Origin of the sequence: Ornithinibacillus xuwenensis (genome assembly GCF_039614845.1) — a bacterium.
GTDB classification, from domain to species: domain Bacteria; phylum Bacillota; class Bacilli; order Bacillales; family Amphibacillaceae; genus Ornithinibacillus; species Ornithinibacillus xuwenensis.
This window is the reverse complement of record NZ_JBDIML010000001.1, coordinates 964,445-986,551: the sequence shown is the minus strand read 5'-3', so window position 1 is coordinate 986,551 and position 22,107 is coordinate 964,445. Positions and strand designations below refer to the sequence as shown.

Genomic DNA, 22,107 nt, shown 5'->3' with positions numbered 1-22,107 from the left:
TTTTTTAGTATTGACAATCAAAAATGATTACATTATAGTAAACGTAATTATATCGGAAAGGGTGTTACTTGGGCAGATGTTAAATTAATCCATTCTTAAACGTGAATCGAATCATTGCATTTAATAATATGGGGACACCCATTATTTGTCATGCAATTCATTCGTACACGAAGAATAGGATTAAAATCTGCACATGTAAACACAATTAATCGAATCATTAATTTGTTTATTTGGCATGGCTTTTGCTTCCTATTCTTCGTGAACAGGGAGCTTTTTTTGTTCAAAAAGAATTGGGGTGAATATATGCTTTTATTAGAAGCACAGAAAATAACATATGAAGTGGACGGCAAAGAGATACTAAATACTGATCTTTTACAAATTCAAAAAGGTGACTTTATTGGCATTGTAGGTAGAAATGGTAGTGGGAAAACCTCTTTAGTTAATATCTTAACGAAACAAACTTCGAACTATAGTGGAACGGTACAAACAAATGCAAGTGTTGAACTACTTCCACAACTTAAAAGAACGAATACAACAAAAAGCGGTGGAGAAATCACACAGCAATATATTAATCAAATCCTTGCGAATAAGCCCGAAATCCTATTTGCAGATGAGCCAACAACAAATTTGGATAGAGAACATATAGAGAAGTTAGAAAAGCAGTTAAAAAGATGGGTAGGAACAGTGGTTATGGTTTCCCATGATAGAGCATTTCTAGATGCTCTCTGTACTAAAATATGGGAAGTGAAGGATACGAAGGTCACAGAATATAAAGGGAATTATACAGAGTATCAGGAACAAAAGGAATTGGAAATCCAAAAACAACAAAATGAGTACAATCAATACATCTCTAAGAAGAGACAGCTAGAAAATGCGTTAGAATTAAAAAAGAAGAAAGCTGCACGTGCAACAAAATATCCAAATAAGAAAACGGATTCTGATGCTAATCAAATGGGAGGGAAACCGTATTTCGCCAAAAAACAAAAAAAGCTTGAAACGACAGCAAATGCTCTGAAAACCAGAATAGAGAAGTTAGAAAAAGTAGAAAAAGTGAAGGAAGAGCCTCCATTAAATATGGACGTTATCCATGCTGATGTATTGGATAATAAGGCAATTATTCGTATCGAAGAGCTTGAAGGGAAAATAAAGAATAGATTGCTTTGGGATAAAGCAACCTTTCAAATACACGCTCGTGACAAGGTTGCTATTATTGGAAATAACGGTGCGGGTAAAACTACATTTATCAAAAAGCTACTGTCTCGAGAAAAAGGGATAGAAATATCACCATCTGTGAAAATAGGATACTTCAGTCAGAACCTTGATATTTTAAATGTGAATGAGACTATTCTAGACAATGTTACGAGCACTTCATCACAAGAAGTGTCATTAGTGCGAACTGTTTTGGCTAGATTACACTTCTTTAAAGAGGATGTATACAAACAAGTCCACGTATTAAGTGGCGGAGAGCGAGTAAAGGTTGCTTTTGCTAAGATTTTTTTAAGCGATATTAATACAATTGTTCTAGATGAGCCAACTAACTATCTGGATATAGCCGCAATGGAAGCCCTAGAATCATTATTAATTGAATACGAGGGGACAGTTATTTTTGTATCACATGATAGAAGATTCATTCAACATGTCGCACAAAAGGTTATCCATCTAGATCAACAGAAGATGAAATTATTTGATGGAGACTATGAAGCATACTTGCGTTTTAAACCTGAGGTATTGGATGAGTCAAAGCAAAGTTTATTGATTATTGAAACGAAGCTTACAGACGTATTAAGTAGGTTAAGTATTAATCCTACTCCAGAACTAGAAGAAGAGTTTCAGCTACTCTTACAGCAAAAAAAGAAATACTTGAAAGAGGAAGAGTTGTAGTCTGTCTACAACTCTTTTCTTTTTATGGTAAACTAAACGAAAAAGAGGGTATTAATAGGTGAGGTGAAAATCGATGAAAAATGAGCCTATTTATGTAGAACTATCAATAGATTCGGAAATGGACAAGCTTTGGAATGCAACTCAAAACCCTGATTTGCACCAGCAATGGGATTTGCGTTTTTCGGAAATTAAATATTTACCAAAGGAGGAAGGAAAGCCACAGGAGTTTCTTTATCGAACGAACATCGGGTTTGGTAAATCAATTGAGGGTTGGGGGAAAAGTGTTGGAAGTCATCATACAGAGGATGGATCGAAAACGTCATCCTTACATTTTGGGACGGATCAGGCAATTTCTATAATAAAAGAAGGAAGAGGCTATTGGAAGTACATACCGCAGTCAGATCATTCAATCCAGTTTTTAACACAATATAACTATGAACCCAGTTTCGGTCTTCCTGGTAAACTATTTGATCGTTTCATTTTTAGACCCATGATGGGCTGGGCCACTGCACTCAGCTTTGATGTGTTAAAGAGATGGATGGAGACAGGTGAAACACCAGCTTCCCAATATACTCGATTCTTCAGCAATGTATTGCTATCATTTTTCTTTAGCTTTTTATGGATTTATCATGGAATTGTTCCAAAGCTTATAGCAATGCATCCAGATGAAGTTTTGATGGTCACTAATATACTTCCATTAACAAATAATGAGGGTGAATTAATCGTATTAGTTGCCGGTGTTCTAGAAGTGTTAGTTGGTATTACATGGATGCTTTACAAGAATAAGAGAAGACTGTTCTGCTTTCAAGCAATAGCCTTTCCAATTTTAATGGCTACCGCTATTGTTTCTGATATACATTATATATTTCTTCCGTTTAACCCATTGACTTTTAATCTCGCACTATTGGTTCTATCTATAATTGGTATACGCATAAGTGCTAATATACCAACTGCAACAAGCTGCAAAAGAAAACCATAGGGGGTTTTGATATGTCAATTTATTATAAAGCTCTAGGTGATCGATTCGAGGATCTTCACCCGAAACTTCAAGAACGTTATCGCTTAATGGGAAGAGAGACCTTCTATGGAACCGGACTAATGAAAGAAATCAAAGGTGGTCCAAGATGGTTGTATCCTTTCTTTCGTTATGGGATTAAGTGGAAGTTGCTTTTTCCAGAACGCGGGGAAGATATTCCGTTCACGATTCGCAATACACCAATTCTTGAAAAAGGTGGTGAAGCAAAAATTCACTGGGAGAGAGTTTTCATGTTCGGGAAGAAAAAACGGTATTTTAATGCGCTAATGAGCTTCGATAAGAAACGAAATATTATTAAAGATTACTTAGGTGAACCCACAAGGCTTTATTCTGATTTGGAGCTTATGATAAATGAAGACAGGAGTCTCACAATAATATCAAATAAACAGCGTATTGTAATTGGTAAATTTGAAATACCATTGCCAAAGTTTTTGCAAGGAATTGCTAAAGTACGTGAGGGGTACAATGAAAGAGAACAGGTATATACAATAAGTGTGGATGTACGTAATCCGATTATTGGTACATTGTTCTCGTATGAGGGAGTGTTTCTTCAAAATGAACTTTCGTAGTGTTACTATCGTGAACTTTGTGTTATTAATCCTATTATTATTGCTTCAAGAATCTACATGGTATTTATACTTGTTGACGGTCGCACAAATAATCTATGTTCCTCTTATACTCGATATCATTACAAGAGATGAAGTAGGAAATTATGAACGTTTTCTCCCTTATGCTACCTTGTTTGCTTCATTTGCTGTATTCTTCATGCAGTTATTTTACCAACCAATTCTACATATGATTTGCGCCGGTATTTATTTGATCTTTACTATATTAGTTGCGATTTATGGTGTGAAACGGTTCCTAGATAGAGGTTTTATATATTTTGAAGAATTTATGATTGATATTGGTCTAATTTATTTAGCAATAGGTGGATTATGGTTCTTTGCGTATGAGGTAAACATTGACACCGGTTTTTCACCAATTCTTACTTGGTTAACAAGTATACACTTCCATTATTCAGCTTTTTTATTTCCAATCTTTCTAGGTCTACTTGGTAGATTAATAAAAAATAAACTGTATCAATGGGCTGGAGCAATTATTCTAGTATCTCCAATCGTTGTTGCACTTGGTATTACTTTCTCTGTGCTTTTGGAAGTAATTTCCGTTCTTCTCTACATAATAGGTATTTATGCTTGTATTCTATTAAGCTCTAAGGTCCCTTTTATAAGCAGGATTCAGAAACTTTTTGTAAGGCTTTCCTTTGGTTCTATAGGTATTACGATTTTATTTTCATTAGCTTATGCTTTTGGTAATTTTACAGGTTACTATACTATAACAATTAATTTCATGTTAGTTTTCCATGGCTTGATTAATACAGGATTATTTGGGCTTGTAGGAATTATCGGATGGTTCATAGTGGTTCCTCGATCAAAAGAAATAAAACCCTCATTTCCAATAAGTAAAATCAGAGGAAGGTTTGTAATAAGTGAAACTGTATTAAACGAAAAAACGGATGATAAAACCTATAATGGTCTAGTAGATAAAATGGGGGTCTATCAAACAATCGATTTAGAAAAATTGGCACCATCAATTGCTGATTTTTATGAGAATACAAATAATTATAGACTTATGGCTGAAGTAAAATGGCATAAATGGTTTATACCATTTGCTGGTATATATAAATTGTTTAGTAGAGTCATAAAACAGTTGAATTTACCATTATCGAATAAAAAAGTAGAAATGCCAGGAAATATTATTTCGGTTATAGATAAGAAAGATGGGAGAAATGAAGTACGTGCCTGGATTAGGAAGATAGAAGAAGAAACAGTATTTATCGCATTGTATTCCCAACATTATTCTAATGGGAAAACATATATGAATATTGCTTTGCCCCTGCCATACTCAACCATGATAGGTGTACTTGATCTTCAGCAGATAGGTGAAAATCTCCGTCTAACCAGTAAAAGACAGACCAATGGGTCTGCCAATTCTGGTATTTATCTGAGTTTTGGTAACCTTGTAATGAAGTTACCATTAGAAGAGCAATTTGATGTTTCTGAGGTGAGGAAGGATGTCTTAGAAGCAAAACATCAAATGTGGATATTTTCTTTACCATTCTTATCGATAAAGTATGTAATACAGAGGAAGTGAAGCGGGGATGTATAAGTCAGTGGAACTGTCTAATTTCATTCCTGCTTTGTCAGGAGAAGGTAAGAAAATTTTTTGTTTGCTACAATTTGCTTGTTATTAGTACCAAGGATCCGGCTCTTCATCATTTAAATCAGGGTCTGCAAACTCATTATCTTCATTAAAAGAAGATATGGAATTTGCAGTAACGACGAGACTCCCTGATACAAAAAGAAAAGTCAACAAGAGTACTGTTAGAATAAAATGCTTCAATTTAGTTCACCTCCTTTCAAATATTAATAATTTTGGAAATAGTTTTGAATGCTTCTTCATAATAGTAAGTAGATAATTTATACTTTCGGTTTTGTTTATAATAATTCGCAAGAAGTTCTAAGTAGACAGATTTTTCATAGTAAAGTTCTCGCGCTTCAAAAAATGGAATGATTTTTTTAATAATTAGTTTTTCAAAAGAGTTATCATAACCAGTAATTAAAAAATTATAGACGTCAAATTCATATACATAAACTGAATCAATAGGCTCTAAAGACTTGCACAAATTTAATCCAATCTCAAGCCAAACTTGTGAATTTTTTATATCACCTAAAGAGTAATATTCCTTCATTAAACTTGAAACGGGTACAATTCTCCTATCAACTCTATCGTTTTTTCTTAATTCGTAGCTTTTTAGAAAGTAATCAATTGCTTCTATAGAATCTTTACCAATTGAGTTAAGTGTTCCGAGGTTTTGATAACCTAGTTTTAGAGTTTCCTTATCCTCAATCTTCTCAGCAATATTTATTGCATATCGATAGCTTTCTTTAGCTTTTTCAATTTCGTTTATTCTTCGATAAGAAATACCTTGAAGAATATGGCATTCAGCACATTTTTTTAAGTCATAGTTGCTCTGATAATATTCAAGTGCGCGTATCGTATAAAGTAGGCATAAGTGTGTTTGCCTAACCTTACTCGCCACATTACCAATTAAATAGTAAAGATTATTGATTTCCTCGTTTTGATGAAATATTTCCGATTTACCATATTGTTCTGCTGTTTGGTAGTATTCCAGAGCCTTTTTGAAAGACAGTAGGGAATAATGATAGTTTCCAAGAAACTTGTAGTAATAGTATTTTTCAACTTCGTTAAATCGCTTGGAACTTTTTTGTAGAGAAAAGACGAGGTTCTCTGCCTCAGTTTTGTCATTAATTAGGATGTAGTAATGAAGCTTGTGTATCTCAATGAGTGATAGTAATTTTTTGTCAATTGCGTTCGTTAAATTATGTCTGAGCTTGTTGTAGATTCGAATGGACTCATCAACATTTGAACGAAGAAGATGATGAAACCATCGGATTACGGTATTGTGATCAATTTGTATTCCAGGTTCCAGAGGATTTAATTGTAATCTTTCACTTAGAAGCTCAAGTACCTCATGTGGTGGCTCTGCAGTACCATTTTCTATTTTGGATAAGTAAGAAACCGATATTATACCTTTTGCTAAATCAGATTGTGTCATATTCAATCGCAGCCGATTAATTTTAATAGCTTGTCCAACATCAATTCCCACATTCTCACCTCCATGGGTTTCATTATAATGAAAAACAACTTAGAATACTATATCATCGTGGCAATATTCAATAAAGTGTAGAAAAGGGTAGAATTTTGCTTCTTCTGGAGGAAAATCAGGAAAGTTTTCCTGAAAAAAGGGCAATTTACTTTAAAATTTAATTGAATTTTCAGTGATTTAGTGAATATCCTTCAATTAATACATTAAATAAATGAAAAAAGGTGGGGATTTTTTGAATGAGTTCTGGGATAGTTTTGAGTCCAAATTTAAGAAAGAAGCAAAATTAACTGGTTCTCTAATTGGCGTAAGTATACGTTCTAGGAAGTCAGGTGAATTAGAGTATGAACATATGGGAAATATTCGATTACATCCAGCATCTAATTTGAAGCTTTTTACTTGTGCAGCGGGTTTAGATGTATTAGGAGAGGATTATTTATTTAAGACAGAGCTGTGGACGGACGGTGAAATAGTTGATGAAAGGTTATTAGGAAATCTTTATCTGAAAGGAAAAGGAGATCCAACGTTATTAATAGCTGACTTTGAACGATTCGCTCACGTTTTAAAAGAGCGAGGAATCAGTCAAATTACTGGAAACATCATTGGTGATGATTCTTGGTATGATAGTGTTCGATTATCAAAAGATTTAAATTGGAGTGATGAGCATTGTTACTATGGCGCTCAGGTTTCGGCATTAACCGCTTCGCCAACTGAAGACTATGATTCGGGTACAATCATGCTAGAAATTTCTCCAACTAATCATGCTGGAGATAGTCCCAATATTACCGTGACACCAGAGAACGACTATGTACAGATTATAAACAAAGCAATTACTAGCTATTCCACGACTAGTGAAGAGGAGCCAGAGCTGACAATAACCAGAAGACATGGCGAAAATCTTGTTATTGTAGAGGGGATTATTCCAACAGACTCAGAAGCTGTTCGAGAGTGGATTGCCATATGGGAACCAACATATTACGCCCTACACTTGTTTCAACAAGCCCTATCAAAGAAAGAAATTAAATTAAATGGAAATATTATCACAGGAACAACTCCTAGTCAGGCATTGTTAATAAGTGAGTGCCAATCTATGCCATTAGCAGAGCTTTGCACTCCATTTATGAAGCTAAGTAATAATGGTCATGGAGAAGTACTCGTTAAAGAAATGGGAAAGGTAATGAAGGGAGATGGAAGCTGGGATAGCGGATTAGAAGTGCTAAACTCAAGAATCCAGGAATGGGGAGTAGATATAGAAAAGTTAGTTGTCCGAGATGGATCAGGTATCTCACATGTTAATCTTGTACCAGCCAACGAAATATCAAAATTATTATTTCATGTGCAAAAAGAAAAGTGGTTTCCCTCTTTTTATCAATCACTACCAGTTGCGGGGGATCAAAATCGGATGGTAGGCGGAACATTACGAGATCGACTGGATGGGTTAAATGTAAATGCCAAGACTGGTACTATTATGGGAGTCAGTACATTATCCGGATACTTAACAACAAGGGAAGGAGAAGAGTTAATCTTTTCCATAATGCTAAATAATTTATTAGATGAAGAGGATGGTCCACCAATCATTGATAGATTAGTAAAATATATCGTCACAGAAAAGAACAGAACAATCGTTTCATGATTGTTTTGTTTTTTATGTACAGCTCTCTAGAAGTAACAACACCAGAGGACATATCGTAATTGGGCTTCTTGGTAGTCACCAATCACTTTGATGATGAATACCTAATTAAAGAGTGGTTATTTTACCTAGAATAGAAGGAGTGAGGGTGTTGTTTTATCACGTAAAGGAATTACAGTATCGAGCGAAGCCAGACCGTCCAGATCCAGTGTTTGCACGTAGACTGCAAGAAGTACTTGGTGGGCAATTTGGTGAGATTTCGGTTGCGATGCAGTATTTATTTCAGGGATGGAATGTTCGAGGTGGCGAAGGTAAATATAAAGATTTATTAATGGATACAGGGGCAGAGGAATTAGCACATATTGAAATGTTAGCTACTATGATTGCTAGATTATTAGATGGCACGCCTGATTTAGAATTAGATGATTCTGTAAATCCAGTAGTAGCTGCTATATTAGGTGGGTCTAATCCTCAACATACAATTGTTTCCGGATTAGGAGCAATGCCAGCTGATAGTAATGGAAATCGGTGGACTGCAAACTATATTATTGCCAGTGGGAATCTATTAGCAGATTTCCGTCATAATCTAACAGCAGAATCTCAAGGAAGATTACAGGTATCTAGACTGTATGAGCAGACTGATGACCGTGGCGTTAAGGATATGCTATCTTGGTTAATAGCAAGAGATACAATGCATCAAAATCAATGGTATGCAGCAATTCGTGAATTGGAAGAAAAAGAAAATATTGTTGTACCAAGCACATTCCCTCGTAAGCTAGAGAAGCAAGAGGTTTCATACACATTGTTTAATTACTCAAAAGGTGATGAAAGCGCAAAAGGTCGATGGGCTCATGGACCGAGTATGGATGGATTAGGCGTATTTAATTATGTTGATCATCCTGTGGCATATGGTAAAAAACCAAAACTGTCACCAGCACCACCATATATCTTTAATACGCCACCAGCAGTATTGAGGAAGTCAGATGATACACCAGATCCAAATACGAAGTAATAGCTCTTGGTATCGAACTGTCTTAGTTAAATTGCTAAGACAGTTTTTAACTTACATTATTATTTTCAATTATAGTATAATAGATTCACTCATGTATTCTTCTATAAAAAACTCCGAAAAACAATCGCTTTTATCCTTCCGATTTTTTTCTAATTGAAAGTAGGTGTACCAATGAAATTAATACTTGCAGAAAAACCTTCAGTTGCCAAAAATATCGCCGATGCACTTGGGATAAAGGTTAAGAAGGATGGCTATTTTGAGGGAAATCAATACCTTATAACCTGGGCATTTGGACATTTGCTACAGTTGAATGATGCAAAAGACTATGATAATAAAATGGCCAGGAGGAAAATGGATAATTTTCCATTTATCCCAGCCAAGTTTGAATATAAAGTGAAAAGTAACCCAAAGAATAGACAATGGGCAGACCAAGGTGCGAAAAAGCAACTGAGCATCATCCATTCCCTTATGAAAAGACAGGATATTTCTGCAATTATTTCGGCTTGTGATTATGATCGAGAAGGGCAATTAATTGGAGACAGTATTATTTACCGAGCTAAGCCGGTTAAGCCTGTATACCGATTATTATTAAATGAATGGACAAAGGATGAAGTACTGAAAGGATTAGAATTATTACGTCCAAATGAAGAGCTACGACCTCTACAAGATGCTGGTGTTAGTCGACAGTGGGCAGACTGGGTAATAGGCATTAACTTAACCTCAGTAGCAACCTTAAAATATCAAAAAGGGAAGGGGAAGGCGTTAAACATTGGGAGGGTATTACTTCCTACTTTGAAGATTATTTATGATCGTGATAAAGAAATTAAATCTTTTGTACCAGAAGATTATTTTAAACTTATGGCTACTTTTCAAACAGAAAATAATGATATCTATGAGGGAGCCTACATCGAAAATTCTGAGGATAAATTTAAGCAAAGAGAAAATTTGGATACATTACAAGAACTAATTCAACAAAAAGAAGCAATTGTTATCGATAAAAAAGTTGAGAAGAAAAAGGAATTTCCACCATTTCTGTTTAATCTCTCAAGCTTACAAGGACATATTACTAGTAAATATAAGGGATGGACTTCGGACAAGGTTCTAAAGGTTGCACAGTCACTATATGAGAAAAAGTTTATTACCTATCCTAGAACATCGAGTACTGCTCTAGAAGAAACCTTAGTAGGGAAAACAGCTAAGGTATTAGACACGTTAGCAGAGGATTTACCCTATAAAAGTGAAATTAAATTTATGAAGACGAATCGTGTTTTTAATAATGCTAAAGTAGAAAGTCATAGTGCGATAATTCCAACATATATGAAACCAAAACGGTTAAGCGTTGACGAGCAAATTGTTTATGATGGAATCAAGAATCGCTTCATAATGCAATTTATGCCGGTAGCTGAATTTGAAGAGACAAAGATTCATACGAAAATAGTTGATGAAGCAGTAAAAGGGATATTTGAATCAAAGGGGCGTGTGCAGCTTGTTGAAGGGTGGAAGAAGGTAGAAAAAATCGTTTCAAAGGACAAGCTATTGCCAATCGTTCAACTTCGTGAACGAATGAAGGTGACAAATGCAGAAGTAACAGCACATGTTACCAAACCCCCAAAGCCACATACAGAAAAAACATTACTTAGAGTTATGGAAACCTGTGGGAAAAGCTTTAAAGAGGACGATGATGTCGAATTTGTGGGAAGCATTTTAACTGGTTTTAGCATTGGAACACCAGCAACTAGGGCGGAAACGATAAAGAAACTAAAGGATGTTGGTTATATTAACACACAAGGTAAAAGCCTATTATGCACGGAGTTAGGTAGAAATCTAGTGGAAACATTTCCTGTAAAATCTTTATTTGACCTGGAGTTTACAGGTCGTCTTGAAAAATCCTTATCCGATATTCAAAAAGGGGCTGTACCGAAAAGAGAGTTTTTAAATACTGTCTTTCAATTTACGAAGCAATCAGTAGAAGAAATTAAACTGGACCAAGAGGTAACAATACAGGAGGTTACCACAACATCGAGCGCTTCTCAATCTCATGAAGTTCTAGGAGCTTGCCCAGCTTGCGGTGGCAAGATAGTAGAAGGCAGTAAAGGATTTGGCTGCAGTAACTGGAAAAACGGTTGCAAATTTGCAATTTGGAAAAATGATAAGTATTTGCGAGCATTAAAGAAAAAGCCCACAAAAACAATGGTAAAGAGCCTGCTGAAGAACCAAAAGGCCTATGTAAAGGGATTAACGAGCAAACAAGGTAAGAAATTTAATGCATATTTAAGCTATGAAAAAAATCCAGATAATCAGTATTATTCATGGAGTATGGAATTTGAGAAGAAATAGAAAAGAGCTTGCAGTTTCAGACTAACTGCAAGCTCTTTTCATGTTATTCGTTTGATAGCTTTAGGATGTCAAATATTTTAAACATGATACTAAGGATAATGCCCACGACAGTTGCTAGACCCATTCCAGATAGTCCAACTTCTTCTCCAATTTGTATTTTTGCTCCACTAATCCCAATTACTAGGATGACACAAGTTAAAATTAAATTTTGGGACTTACTATAATCTATTTTAGCTTCTACTAGCATGCGAATCCCACTTGCGGCAATGATTCCGAATAATAGTAAGGAAATTCCTCCAAGTACAGCTTCTGGAATTGAAGAAATTAGTGCTGAAAGCTTTCCAATAAATGATAGAAGAATTGCAATTATTGCTGCTCCACCGATAATCCATGTGGAGTATACTCTTGTGATGGCTAATACTCCAATGTTTTCACCATATGTTGTATTTGGAGTTGATCCAACAAAGCTTGATAAAATTGTTGAAATCCCGTTTCCGAGGAAAGAGCGATCTAGACCTGGGTCTTTTGCTAGATCCTTCTTCACGATATTACTTGTTACAAATAAATGCCCAATATGTTCTGGGATTAAGACAAGTGCTGCAGGGATAATAATTAGTATAGCTGACCAATCGAATTGCATGGAATAAAATTCAGGAATAGTAAACCAGTCTGCTTCTTTCACCTTTTCAAAATTAACTAAGCCGTACATGGCAGCAAGGATATATCCTGCAATAAATCCAATTAGAATTGGAATTATTTTGAAGAACCCTCGAAATGTTACCCAACCTATAACCGTAATTCCTAGTGTTAATAAGGAAACTGTAACAGTAGTCGAGTCGATGTTTTCACCAATAATCCCAGCTTGACCGGCCGCAACTGGAACAAGCTCTAACCCGATAACGGCAACAATTGCACCCATGGCAGCCGGAGGAAACAGTACATCTATCCATTTTGTGCCAGCAAATTTCACCAATATACCTACAAGTGTTAAGATAATCCCTACTGCTAGGAATCCTCCTAATGCATAGCCATACCCAAATTGATCAATAACGATGCCAACTGGTGCTAAAAAGGCAAAGCTCGAACCTAGATATGCAGGAATCCTACCTTTGGTAAGAAAAATGTACAGTAATGTTCCTATACCGTTCATTAATAGAATAGTAGATGGGTTTACCCCAAAAATAATTGGTACTAAAACAGTAGAACCAAACATTGCGAATAAGTGCTGAAAGCTTAATGGTAAACTTTGAAGGAATGGTAAACGTTGATCCACTTGAATTTCATTATATTTTGCCATGTTTCTTCTCTCCCTTATCTCTTTTGTTCATCAGTTACCAGGTGAGAGATATAAGAAAAGCACCTTGCCTAGTATATTAGGCAAGGTGCTTATAAGTAAGCATATAAAAACAGAATAATGACTAAAGATTTCTGCTTTTATGAAGACAGCCGCACTGTCTATTACACCTTGCCAGTCTCACAGGACTGATTTAAAGGTAACCGTATGAACTTAATATGATATTACACAATTCTACACAGATATGTCAATCAATTTTTTTTATGGATGAATAAACCGAGGATACCATGAAAAAATATAGTCATGAGACATATTACATTTCTAGTAACTTTTCTAGTTTTATTATTAATTCCAACGTTTGTAAGTGCAGAGAATATGGTAACTGTTAAGCTAGTCAATTATGTTGGGTCAACGGATGAATTATCCATTGAAATAAAAGGAGAATATTTTACACTAGATCCAACGCTAAGCATCCAAGAAGGAGTGAAATATCAATTACTTTTAGAGAACGGTAATCTCTATGTCAAACAAAAAGGGGAGAAAAAACAGGAGATTAGAGGGGGGTTAATTCTTGTACCACAAACATATGATTATGAGCATATTGTTTATGTGAATGATAGACCATACTTAGGTGCAATGGAATTTGTGGTAGAAGGGAAAAACGTAATAAGACCAATGAACCAGTTACCTCTTGAGGACTATTTAAAAGGTGTGGTCCCATTTGAAGTATTTTCTTCTTGGGGAATTGAAACGTTAAAGGCTCAGGCCTTAGCAGCAAGAACTTATGCGGTATCAAAGCTTGGCCAAATTATTGATGATACCGTTAGCTATCAAGCATACGGTGGGTATGAGTGGGATACAGGTACAACACAAGCAGTTGAAGAAACGAAGGGTGAGGTTGTTACGTATAATAATCGGTTAATTGAAACCTTTTATTCAGCAAGCAACGGTGGTATTACCGAAAACAATTCGAATGTCTGGGGCGGAAATGCCTTGCAGTATTTTCCAATAAAGAAGGATCCATACGATCCGAGGAACCCTTGGGATTTTTCACTGTACCAAAATCAAATTGAGTATGACCAGATTGATTTCGAAAAGAAAGATTGGTGGGGGAAATTAGAGGAAAAGGATGAAGATATCATAACAACGATGAAGAGTTGGTTAAATCGTAACGGATATCCAGGCGATATCAAAATATTATCGATACCTGAATTTGAATTGAATGGTTCCGTTCTTGATTCTGGTAGAAGTGTTAAAGGTTCTATTACAATTTCATTTATGAGACGGTTGTTTGAAGGACTTGTGTTATTTGAACAAGTTGAGCTTGACGATGTTAACCTAAATCAAATTCGACCGATGATTGGTGGAACAATCTTTAAGAGCTATCTAATTGATTCCTTAGAAAGAAATGGTGACGTATACACCATGAAAGGTAAAGGCTATGGTCATGGAGTTGGAATGAGTCAATGGGGGGCACATTTTATGGGGGTTCAAGGAAAGAGCTATCGAGAGATACTTTCGTTTTATTACCCAGGAACAACAATTATGGACATTTCAAGTGAAGCATTAAAAATAAATCAGTAGTAGTTTCGTTAAACAGAGGTGTATGAGCACCTCTGTTTTCTCTTTTGTTCGTTTAAAGACAATTATTTGTTTTTTACATATAGATTAATATCGTATTCCTCTTTCATAACTTTTTTTATTAATGCTACCTGTTCCTGTAAGTTCATATTCTTTGAATCATCAAGATAATCAATAACCTCAATCCTGACGGCGTTTAATTTGTCTTTCTCTTTCTTGAGCTTTTTTTGATAATAATTATGATAAACAAAAAAAAGCGCAATTAGTGCCATAATTATTAAGTAGAATGGATTTACGATTATATTAGCGAAGGTAGAAAAAGGATCAAAGCTTGCTTCAATTTCGGCAAAATTAAGGAAAGCAAAGAAACCCAACAATAGCAATAAACTAGCTATTAAATAGGTATTACGTAAGAATTCATAGCGATCTTTTTTCTTTTTCTTTTTTATAACAGCATGTAAGCGTTGCTCTGTTTCAATTGATAGGTTTTTGATGTTTGCAATTGGCATTAAGATCCCCCCAATTCATATATATGCTAGTCCAACTCAAAATAGGAGTTTTATTGATGAAATTTCTAATTGAATTAGTGTATTTGGGGTTAAATGGAAATAATTACAGCTTGCTTATAGCGGACAGTCATTATCTAGGAGAACAGAAAGAAAAAACTATCCGTCAATTAATCTTCATTGAGATATGAAAGAAATCTGACGCGGAATGAAGTTTCGCTTTATGCATAATACTATATAGAGTAATCTTTAGTGATGGGAACTGTAAATAAACGATTTTAAATTGGTGAAAAGGGTGAATCGATTCATGAGTACAAAGCCTAGAATCGTTGTGCTAGGTGCTGGTTATGCGGGCATGATGACAACGAAAAAATTGATGAAAAATCTTTCTCCTGAAGAAGCAGAAATAATTCTAGTCAATAAACATAACTATCATTATCAAACCACTTGGTTACATGAGGTTGCGGCAGGAACAATCAATCAAAACCAAGCAAGAATTATGATTAGTGATATTATTAGTCCTAATCGAGTTCGTTTAATCTACGATACGGTCGTAGAAATTGTAAAAGATGAAAATCGTATTGTGTTGGAAAATAGTGAATTAACCTATGATTATTTGGTAATTTCTTTAGGCTATGAAACGAATACTTTTGGTATTGAGGGTATGCAAGAACATGCCTTTTTCATCGAAAATTTTGAATCCTGTCAGCTAATCCGTGAACATATGGAGTACCAGTTTGCGAAGTATAAAAATGATCCAGATGCAGACGAATCAAGTCTTACCATATTAGTAGGCGGGGGCGGATTTACTGGTATCGAATTTGTTGGAGAATTAGTGGAAAAAGTACCGAAACTTTGTAGAAAATATGATATTGATAGAGGAAAAGCAAAAATTATTAATGTAGAAGCATCTCCAACTATATTACCTGGATTTGATAAGAACTTAGTCGCTTATGCTAGAAAGTCCCTACAAGAACGTGGTGCAGAGATACGAGAAGGTGCAAGGATTAAGAAGTGTACAGAAGAAGGTTTTTTTGTTGGCGATGATAATGAATTAATCAAGGCCGGTACAATAGTCTGGACTGGAGGGGTAACAGGAAATTCTATCCTTGGTAAGTCTGGATTTGAACTAACAAAAGGTAAAGTAACGGTTAATAGTGATTTACGAGCACCTGGTTATGAAAATATATTCATTCTTGGAGATTGCGCTTGGGTCATGAATAAGGTAGAAAATAGACCATATCCACCAACTGCACAAGCAGCAATGCAGCATGCATCTACATGTGGTAATAATATAAAAGCACTTCTAAATCAAGAACCACTGGAGGATTTTGTATTCAGTGATAAGGGAACAGTTGCGAGTCTAGGAGTAACAGATGGAATGGGGACTATTTTTTCTGGAACTAAGTTATTTGGTAAAACAGCTGCAGCCATGAAGAAAGTAGTGGATGATCGATATTTATTTTTGCTTGGCGGCCCGAAGCTCTTTTTGAAAAAAGGAAAGGTTCGTCCATTTTAGCTAACATATAGAGAGGTGTTGTATGTCATGAGAAGGATGCTCTATTGGATGGTAACGGGAATGGCTTCTCTTATAGGATATATGATCGTATGTAGAAGCCTAGAAAATAAACGAGATTTTAGATGATAAAAACCACCTTACTTAAATAGTGAGGTGGTTTTTGTATACATGAAATGCTGGCTTTTTCTAATAATAAGATAAGGAGGGATAGCGTATGAAAAGGACTATTCTATTCTTATTTTTATTATTATTACTATCAACAGATGTTGCTTTTGCTAATGAACTCATTATCACCGATGACAATGTAAATGAAACTATTATTCGAGAACATTTTTCCTTACATTACATAGATTCTGGATTTATTGATCAAGAGAAATTGCGGTTATTGCTTAATCGAATTGAGGAACAGGTTTACGAACCTGGGGTAAATGCCACTTTAGATGACTCTTGGACAATAGTCCCTGAGAAAAAGGGGGAAACGTTGGATCGTGAGGGCTTTTTACGGTTTTTTTATGCGTTTTTTTATAGTGATGTTACATTTGAAATGAAATTACCCAAGAAGGCTGTCTATCCGAGAGTAGATAGTGAATTATTATCCGACATCCGAACCAATGAATTGGGGCATTATTTAACCTACTACCGTACAAGTAATAAAGAGCGAGCACATAATATCCAATTGGCAGCTGATGCCATTAATAATCAAGTTGTGTTCCCTGGGGAAAGTTTTTCGTTTAATAAGGCTGTAGGAAAACGAACAAAAGAGAGAGGATATAAACGTGCTCCAGTTATAGTCAGGGGAGAGCTCTCAGAGGATATTGGAGGTGGAATCTGCCAAGTTTCATCTACATTATTCAATGCTGTTTCGATTGATGGGATTAAAATTGTAGAACGCTACTCTCATAGTAGGAATGTACCCTATGTTCCACCAGGTAAAGATGCGACTGTCAGTTGGTGGGGACCAGATTTTGTATTTAAAAATGAATACAGTCACCCTGTTTTGATCCGTGCTAAAGCTTTAGATGGAAAAATGATCGTACGCATTTTTTCCTCTGATTCTGTAGAGGTGAAAAATAATTGAAATGAATGCTAAAAAAGCGCCCGTTAGGACGCTTTTTAACCTTTATGCTTGTTTATGAGCTTCTAATTCAATGTTAATTTTAACATCTTCCCCAACAAGTACTCCACCAGTTTCAAGTGCAGCGTTCCATACTAAACCAAATTCCTTACGGTTTAGTTTACCTTCTCCGCTAAATCCTGCTACTTCATTACCCCATGGATCCTTGTGTACGCCTTCCACAGTGACTTCAAAAGTTACTGGTTTTGTAACCCCATGAATAGATAAATCACCAGTTACATCATATTCGTTCTCATCTGTTTTCTTGATATTGGTTGCTACAAATGTCATGTTAGGATAGTTCTCCACATCGAAGAAATCCGCAGAACGCAGATGATTATCTCGGTCCTCTTTACGTGTATCAATACTACTTAGATCCACTGTAAACTCAATTTTTGCGTCAGTTAAGTCATTAACATCAGCTTCCACTGTAGCATCAAACTCAGTGAATACCCCTTTAACTTTAGACATCATCATGTGTTTTACAGTAAATTCCAATGAACTATGTCCTTTATCTACTGCCCATACTGCTTTCGTCATGTTAATAATCCCCTCCAAAAATAATATTTAATACTTTAGTTACTTTATGTTACTAAGTATATATTGATAATTAACTTAAGTCAAGACTCTTTAATTAAAATATTATTAATTAAGAATATATGCTGCTAATAGAATAGTAATGCTAGTTTCGCTCCGTAATGAATAAATTATACGATTATAGGAGTGATGAACGTGAAATGGGTATACACCGTTCCCGTAGAAGTATTAGTTGAAGATAATACCGTAGAACAAAAAAGGAGGTGAAAGGGTGGATAAAGGTACAGTAATTCGCACATCAGTTTTGTTTTTAGCACTTATGAACCAAATACTTGTTATTTTTGGAAAGTCGCCACTTCCGATTGATAGTGAAACAGTAGAACAGTTAATTGCTTCACTTTTTACTACAATTACTGCACTAATTGCCTGGTTTAAAAATAACTATATAACAAAGAGAGGTAAAGAACAGAGGGAGACATTACGAGAAAAGGGATTAATTAAGGTAAAGGAGAGGAAAACAAATGGTAAGATCGATCTTAATCATTGATCCTGGACATGGAGGTAATGACCCCGGAGGTGGCACCAATCGATTTTGGAAGGAAAAGGACTTAGCATTAAAAATTTCTTTATATCAATATGAAAGATATAAAGAGTTAGGTGTTCCTGTAGCCATTACTAGAACTACTGACCGAACCTTATCTCCCGAACAACGTACTAGAATTGTAAGGGAAAGCGGTGCAAAATATTGCCACTCGAATCATCTAAATGCAGGTGGTGGAGATGGTGCAGAAGTGATTCATTCTATTTATGATGGTAAGGCAATGGCAGAAGAAATAGCTTCAGAAATTCGTAGAGCAGGTCAAAATGTTCGCCGTGTTTTTACAAGAACATTACCAGGTAACCCGAATCAAGATTATTATTTTATGATTCGCGATACCGGAACGGTTGTAACAAATATTATCGAATACGGCTTTGCGGATTCACCTGGAGACGATGTACAACAATTACGAGAAAAACACCTCGTATATGCGGAAGCAGTTGTGAAGGCGTTTTGTGAGTTTTCTGGTTATTCGTATCGAAATCCTTCAGGTGACTTTGAACATGTTGAAATGCCAGTAAACCCTAGTCCTAACCAAACGGATAGTGAACCAGGTGGAAAAACGGGTGAATATATTCACTTGCCAGCATCTGCAAATTCATGGAGGGTATACCCCTTAGATGTAGCACCAACAAAGGGGAATGAAGTTGGTTTCCTAAACCCAGCAAAATTTGGTGGATTAACCTATGAGGTATTAGGAAGAACAACTCCACATGTTTATATCATTGAAACAAAGGATTTTGGAAGCGTGCAAATATATGGTCACTCCAGTACAGGTGCTACTATTAATCGAAGCAGTAGTCAACAATCGAATAATAATATTGAGACTCCGAACAGTCCGACCACAGATAGTTCAACAGGAAAGCATTTACACTTACCTGCAAGTGAAAATTCTTGGAGAGTATATCCATTAGGTGTTACACCGACTAAAGGAAATGAAAAAGGATTCCTTAATCCGGCTAAGTTTGGTGGCTTAACCTATGAAATTCTAGGAAGAACACAGGCACATGTTTACGTCATACAAACAAGTGATTTTGGCAGGGTACAAATCTATGCACATCCTAGTACAGGGGCTAGTATCCGTGATGATGATAACCGAACGGAAACTACAGATTCTCAAGCTACAACTGATCAAAGAATATTAAACTTGCCAGCTACTGAAAATTCCTGGCGCGTTTATCCATTAGATGTTGAACCTGTTAAAGGAAATGAAAAGGGATTTTTAAATCCAGCAAAATTTGGTGGATTATCCTATAAAGTATTAGGTACTACTCAGGCACATGTATATATTATAGAAACAAGAGATTTCGGTAGGGTACAAATCTATGCGCATCCTAATACTGGTGCAACCATTACAACGAGTTAAAATAAGTTCCCTCCTCATTCCGAATGAGGAGGGATTTATTTCGGATAAATAATATTTCGAGAAAAAAATATTTCGGAATTCCAAATATATCTAGTGAAAAATGTTAAACTTATTGTTAATATAGAAATAATTCTAACTATAAAAAATTAAGGAGAGATTAGATGCAATACACGAGAGAATACGAGAAAACTTGGGATTTGGATGTGATATTTCCAGGAGGAAGCGATTCAAATGAGTTTCAAACTTATTTAGAAGATGTACAATCTAGAATGGAAGAATTATCTACATCTGTACAAGATTTTGATCCAAATGATATAGAAAATAATATGTCTACGCTATCTAACATTGTGACGCAACTAGAAACTGCGATGAAAAAACTACGTGAATCATTTGCTTTTATAAGCTGCTTGAGTGCACAGAATGTAAAAGACGCAAATGCTAAACTATTAGTTGGGAAACGTACGGCATTAGGAGCGAAAATGGGTGGTATTCGTACCGTATTAAATCAAAAGCTTGCATCCATACCAGATGAAGCATGGAAGAATGTGTTACAACATGATTCCTTACAAGAGGTTTCATTTGTATTAAATGAAACAAGAGAGGCAGCTAAGGAATTACTAACATCAGAACAAGAAGTGCTAATAAATGACCTTGCAGTAGATGGTTACCATGCATGGGGGCAAATGTATGAAACGATTGTAGGAAATATGTCGGTCGACATCGAAGAGGATGGCGAAGTAAAATCGTATTCGGTAGGACAAGCAGCAAATAAATTAAGTAATCCTGATCCCGAATTTCGTAAGCATGTATTTCAACAAATTAGCAAGGCTTGGGAAAGTAATGCAGATTTGTTTAGTCAGACATTAAATCATCTAGCGGGATTCCGCATCCAAAAATATAAACATCGTGGTTGGGATAATGTACTAAAGGAACCACTTTCAATTAATCGTATGAAACAAGAGACATTAGATGCAATGTGGAATGCTATTACAAATAACAAGAAGCATTTCGTTAATTATCTAAATAAAAAAGCAGAGCTTCTTGGAAAAGACAAGCTAAGCATATACGATATTGGTGCACCTTTATCGAATTCAGTGAAGACATCTTCCTATACAGATGGAGCAAATTTCATCTTAAAGCATTTTGCTGAGTTTAGTCCCAAAATGGCTGACTTTTCTAAGAATGCTTTTGAGAAACGATGGATTGAAGCGGAAGATCGCGCTGGAAAACGCCCAGGTGGATTCTGTACAAGCTTCCCAGATAGTGAACAAACACGTGTGTTTATGACGTATTCTGGAACTTCATCGAATATCTCAACACTTGCCCATGAATTAGGTCATGCCTATCATCAGCATGTTATGAATGATATTCATGGATTAAATCAAGGCTATGCAATGAATGTAGCAGAAACGGCTTCAACCTTCGCTGAAATGATTGTTGCAGATGCGTCCGTTAAGAGTGCAGAAAGTAAAGAAGAAAAAAGAGAATTGCTAGAGGACAAAGTACAACGCAGTATTGCTTTCTTTATGAATATCCATGCAAGATTCTTGTTTGAAACTAGATTTTATGAAGAAAGAAAACAAGGAATGGTATCTGTAAATCGTTTAAATGAATTAATGTTAGAGGCTCAGAAGGAAGCGTACTGTGATGCACTAGAAGAGTATGATCCAAATTTCTGGTCATCAAAACTACACTTCCATATAACAGGTACACCATTCTACAACTTCCCATATACTTTCGGTTATCTGTTTAGTTTAGGAATCTATGCACATGCACAAAAGAGTGATAAGAGTTTTGAAGATGACTATATAGCATTATTACGAGACACTGGTCGCATGGATGTAGAAGACCTCGCTAAGAAGCATTTAAATGTTGACCTGACTAAGCCAGACTTCTGGGAAGATGCCATTGCACTTTGTGTGAAGGATGTAGAAGAGTTTATTTCGTTATAAACGGATAATCTTGCAAGAATTGGAAAAGTAATATACAATAGCGTTAACAAAAAAAGTGA

General features: G+C 35.6%; 19 protein-coding genes. 14 read left to right on the top strand and 5 right to left on the bottom strand.

What is annotated here, in order from left to right:
* Positions 1 to 303: 303 nt before the first annotated feature.
* From abc-f to ABC228_RS05610, 4 genes are all read left to right on the top strand, one after another.
* The gene (gene abc-f, locus ABC228_RS05625) at positions 304 to 1,881 is read left to right on the top strand and encodes a ribosomal protection-like ABC-F family protein (protein WP_345824166.1); all 1,578 of its coding nucleotides are present in this window, start codon (positions 304 to 306) and stop codon (positions 1,879 to 1,881) included.
* Positions 1,882 to 1,954: 73 nt separating this feature from the next.
* On the top strand, positions 1,955 to 2,860 hold the full coding sequence (locus ABC228_RS05620) for a DoxX-like family protein (protein ID WP_345824106.1): 906 nt from the start codon (positions 1,955 to 1,957) through the stop codon (positions 2,858 to 2,860).
* 11 nt (positions 2,861 to 2,871) lie between these two features.
* The gene (locus ABC228_RS05615) at positions 2,872 to 3,486 is read left to right on the top strand and encodes a DUF4166 domain-containing protein (RefSeq protein WP_345824105.1); all 615 of its coding nucleotides are present in this window, start codon (positions 2,872 to 2,874) and stop codon (positions 3,484 to 3,486) included.
* Positions 3,473 to 5,068, top strand: coding sequence for a YndJ family protein (locus ABC228_RS05610; RefSeq protein ID WP_345824104.1), 1,596 nt, complete (start codon positions 3,473 to 3,475; stop codon positions 5,066 to 5,068). Before ABC228_RS05615 ends, ABC228_RS05610 begins: the two co-directional genes overlap by 14 nt.
* Before the next feature lie 96 nt (positions 5,069 to 5,164).
* Here ABC228_RS05610 and ABC228_RS05605 read toward each other — a convergent pair whose 3' ends face one another.
* Both ABC228_RS05605 and ABC228_RS05600 read right to left on the bottom strand, forming a co-directional pair.
* On the bottom strand, positions 5,165 to 5,317 hold the full coding sequence (locus ABC228_RS05605) for a hypothetical protein (RefSeq protein ID WP_345824103.1): 153 nt from the start codon (positions 5,315 to 5,317) through the stop codon (positions 5,165 to 5,167).
* A 16-nt stretch (positions 5,318 to 5,333) separates the two neighbouring features.
* Positions 5,334 to 6,605, bottom strand: a complete 1,272-nt coding sequence (locus tag ABC228_RS05600; RefSeq protein WP_345824102.1) for a helix-turn-helix domain-containing protein — start codon at positions 6,603 to 6,605, stop codon at positions 5,334 to 5,336.
* A gap of 232 nt (positions 6,606 to 6,837) precedes the next feature.
* Here ABC228_RS05600 and dacB point away from each other — a divergent pair, with 232 nt between their 5' ends.
* The 3 genes from dacB to ABC228_RS05585 all read left to right on the top strand — a co-directional run bounded on the left by dacB (position 6,838) and on the right by ABC228_RS05585 (position 11,581).
* Positions 6,838 to 8,235, top strand: coding sequence for a D-alanyl-D-alanine carboxypeptidase/D-alanyl-D-alanine endopeptidase (gene dacB, locus ABC228_RS05595; RefSeq protein WP_345824101.1), 1,398 nt, complete (start codon positions 6,838 to 6,840; stop codon positions 8,233 to 8,235).
* A 148-nt stretch (positions 8,236 to 8,383) separates the two neighbouring features.
* Complete coding sequence (locus ABC228_RS05590; RefSeq protein WP_345824100.1) at positions 8,384 to 9,244, top strand: manganese catalase; 861 nt, start codon at positions 8,384 to 8,386, stop codon at positions 9,242 to 9,244.
* A gap of 171 nt (positions 9,245 to 9,415) precedes the next feature.
* Positions 9,416 to 11,581 (top strand): type IA DNA topoisomerase, encoded by a 2,166-nt coding sequence (locus ABC228_RS05585; protein WP_345824099.1) that lies wholly within the window; start codon positions 9,416 to 9,418, stop codon positions 11,579 to 11,581.
* Between the two features lie 43 nt (positions 11,582 to 11,624).
* Here ABC228_RS05585 and uraA read toward each other — a convergent pair whose 3' ends face one another.
* Entirely contained in the window at positions 11,625 to 12,878 is a 1,254-nt protein-coding gene (gene uraA, locus ABC228_RS05580; protein ID WP_345824098.1) for a uracil permease, read from the bottom strand.
* Positions 12,879 to 13,178: 300 nt separating this feature from the next.
* On the opposite strand from uraA, the gene ABC228_RS05575 reads away from it, so the two are divergent.
* Entirely contained in the window at positions 13,179 to 14,459 is a 1,281-nt protein-coding gene (locus ABC228_RS05575; RefSeq protein ID WP_345824097.1) for a SpoIID/LytB domain-containing protein, read from the top strand.
* A 62-nt stretch (positions 14,460 to 14,521) separates the two neighbouring features.
* On the opposite strand, the gene ABC228_RS05570 is transcribed toward ABC228_RS05575, so the two are convergent.
* Entirely contained in the window at positions 14,522 to 14,965 is a 444-nt protein-coding gene (locus ABC228_RS05570) for a DUF2663 family protein (RefSeq protein ID WP_345824096.1), read from the bottom strand.
* Positions 14,966 to 15,021: 56 nt separating this feature from the next.
* Here ABC228_RS05570 and ABC228_RS05565 point away from each other — a divergent pair, with 56 nt between their 5' ends.
* From ABC228_RS05565 to ABC228_RS05555, 3 genes are all read left to right on the top strand, one after another.
* Complete coding sequence (locus tag ABC228_RS05565; protein WP_345824095.1) at positions 15,022 to 15,153, top strand: hypothetical protein; 132 nt, start codon at positions 15,022 to 15,024, stop codon at positions 15,151 to 15,153.
* 116 nt (positions 15,154 to 15,269) lie between these two features.
* Entirely contained in the window at positions 15,270 to 16,481 is a 1,212-nt protein-coding gene (locus ABC228_RS05560; protein ID WP_345824094.1) for an NAD(P)/FAD-dependent oxidoreductase, read from the top strand.
* A gap of 214 nt (positions 16,482 to 16,695) precedes the next feature.
* On the top strand, positions 16,696 to 17,559 hold the full coding sequence (locus ABC228_RS05555; protein ID WP_345824093.1) for a VanW family protein: 864 nt from the start codon (positions 16,696 to 16,698) through the stop codon (positions 17,557 to 17,559).
* Positions 17,560 to 17,601: 42 nt separating this feature from the next.
* Here ABC228_RS05555 and ABC228_RS05550 read toward each other — a convergent pair whose 3' ends face one another.
* Positions 17,602 to 18,135, bottom strand: a complete 534-nt coding sequence (locus tag ABC228_RS05550) for a YceI family protein (protein WP_345824092.1) — start codon at positions 18,133 to 18,135, stop codon at positions 17,602 to 17,604.
* Positions 18,136 to 18,403: 268 nt separating this feature from the next.
* Between ABC228_RS05550 and ABC228_RS05545 the strand changes: the two genes are divergently transcribed.
* The 3 genes from ABC228_RS05545 to ABC228_RS05535 all read left to right on the top strand — a co-directional run bounded on the left by ABC228_RS05545 (position 18,404) and on the right by ABC228_RS05535 (position 22,048).
* On the top strand, positions 18,404 to 18,679 hold the full coding sequence (locus tag ABC228_RS05545; protein WP_345824091.1) for a phage holin: 276 nt from the start codon (positions 18,404 to 18,406) through the stop codon (positions 18,677 to 18,679).
* On the top strand, positions 18,654 to 20,096 hold the full coding sequence (locus ABC228_RS05540; RefSeq protein ID WP_345824090.1) for an N-acetylmuramoyl-L-alanine amidase family protein: 1,443 nt from the start codon (positions 18,654 to 18,656) through the stop codon (positions 20,094 to 20,096). Before ABC228_RS05545 ends, ABC228_RS05540 begins: the two co-directional genes overlap by 26 nt.
* A gap of 161 nt (positions 20,097 to 20,257) precedes the next feature.
* Complete coding sequence (locus ABC228_RS05535; protein WP_345824089.1) at positions 20,258 to 22,048, top strand: M3 family oligoendopeptidase; 1,791 nt, start codon at positions 20,258 to 20,260, stop codon at positions 22,046 to 22,048.
* Positions 22,049 to 22,107 lie beyond the last annotated feature (59 nt).

Coding starts and splice junctions, on each gene's coding strand:
- abc-f (WP_345824166.1), top strand. CDS start 304: ATGCTTTTATTAGAAGCACAGAAAATAACATATGAAGTGGACGGCAAA.
- ABC228_RS05620 (WP_345824106.1), top strand. CDS start 1,955: ATGAAAAATGAGCCTATTTATGTAGAACTATCAATAGATTCGGAAATG.
- ABC228_RS05615 (WP_345824105.1), top strand. CDS start 2,872: ATGTCAATTTATTATAAAGCTCTAGGTGATCGATTCGAGGATCTTCAC.
- ABC228_RS05610 (WP_345824104.1), top strand. CDS start 3,473: ATGAACTTTCGTAGTGTTACTATCGTGAACTTTGTGTTATTAATCCTA.
- ABC228_RS05585 (WP_345824099.1), top strand. CDS start 9,416: ATGAAATTAATACTTGCAGAAAAACCTTCAGTTGCCAAAAATATCGCC.
- uraA (WP_345824098.1), bottom strand. CDS start 12,878: ATGGCAAAATATAATGAAATTCAAGTGGATCAACGTTTACCATTCCTT.
- ABC228_RS05575 (WP_345824097.1), top strand. CDS start 13,179: ATGAGACATATTACATTTCTAGTAACTTTTCTAGTTTTATTATTAATT.
- ABC228_RS05570 (WP_345824096.1), bottom strand. CDS start 14,965: ATGCCAATTGCAAACATCAAAAACCTATCAATTGAAACAGAGCAACGC.
- ABC228_RS05565 (WP_345824095.1), top strand. CDS start 15,022: ATGAAATTTCTAATTGAATTAGTGTATTTGGGGTTAAATGGAAATAAT.
- ABC228_RS05560 (WP_345824094.1), top strand. CDS start 15,270: ATGAGTACAAAGCCTAGAATCGTTGTGCTAGGTGCTGGTTATGCGGGC.
- ABC228_RS05555 (WP_345824093.1), top strand. CDS start 16,696: ATGAAAAGGACTATTCTATTCTTATTTTTATTATTATTACTATCAACA.
- ABC228_RS05550 (WP_345824092.1), bottom strand. CDS start 18,135: ATGACGAAAGCAGTATGGGCAGTAGATAAAGGACATAGTTCATTGGAA.
- ABC228_RS05540 (WP_345824090.1), top strand. CDS start 18,654: ATGGTAAGATCGATCTTAATCATTGATCCTGGACATGGAGGTAATGAC.
- ABC228_RS05535 (WP_345824089.1), top strand. CDS start 20,258: ATGCAATACACGAGAGAATACGAGAAAACTTGGGATTTGGATGTGATA.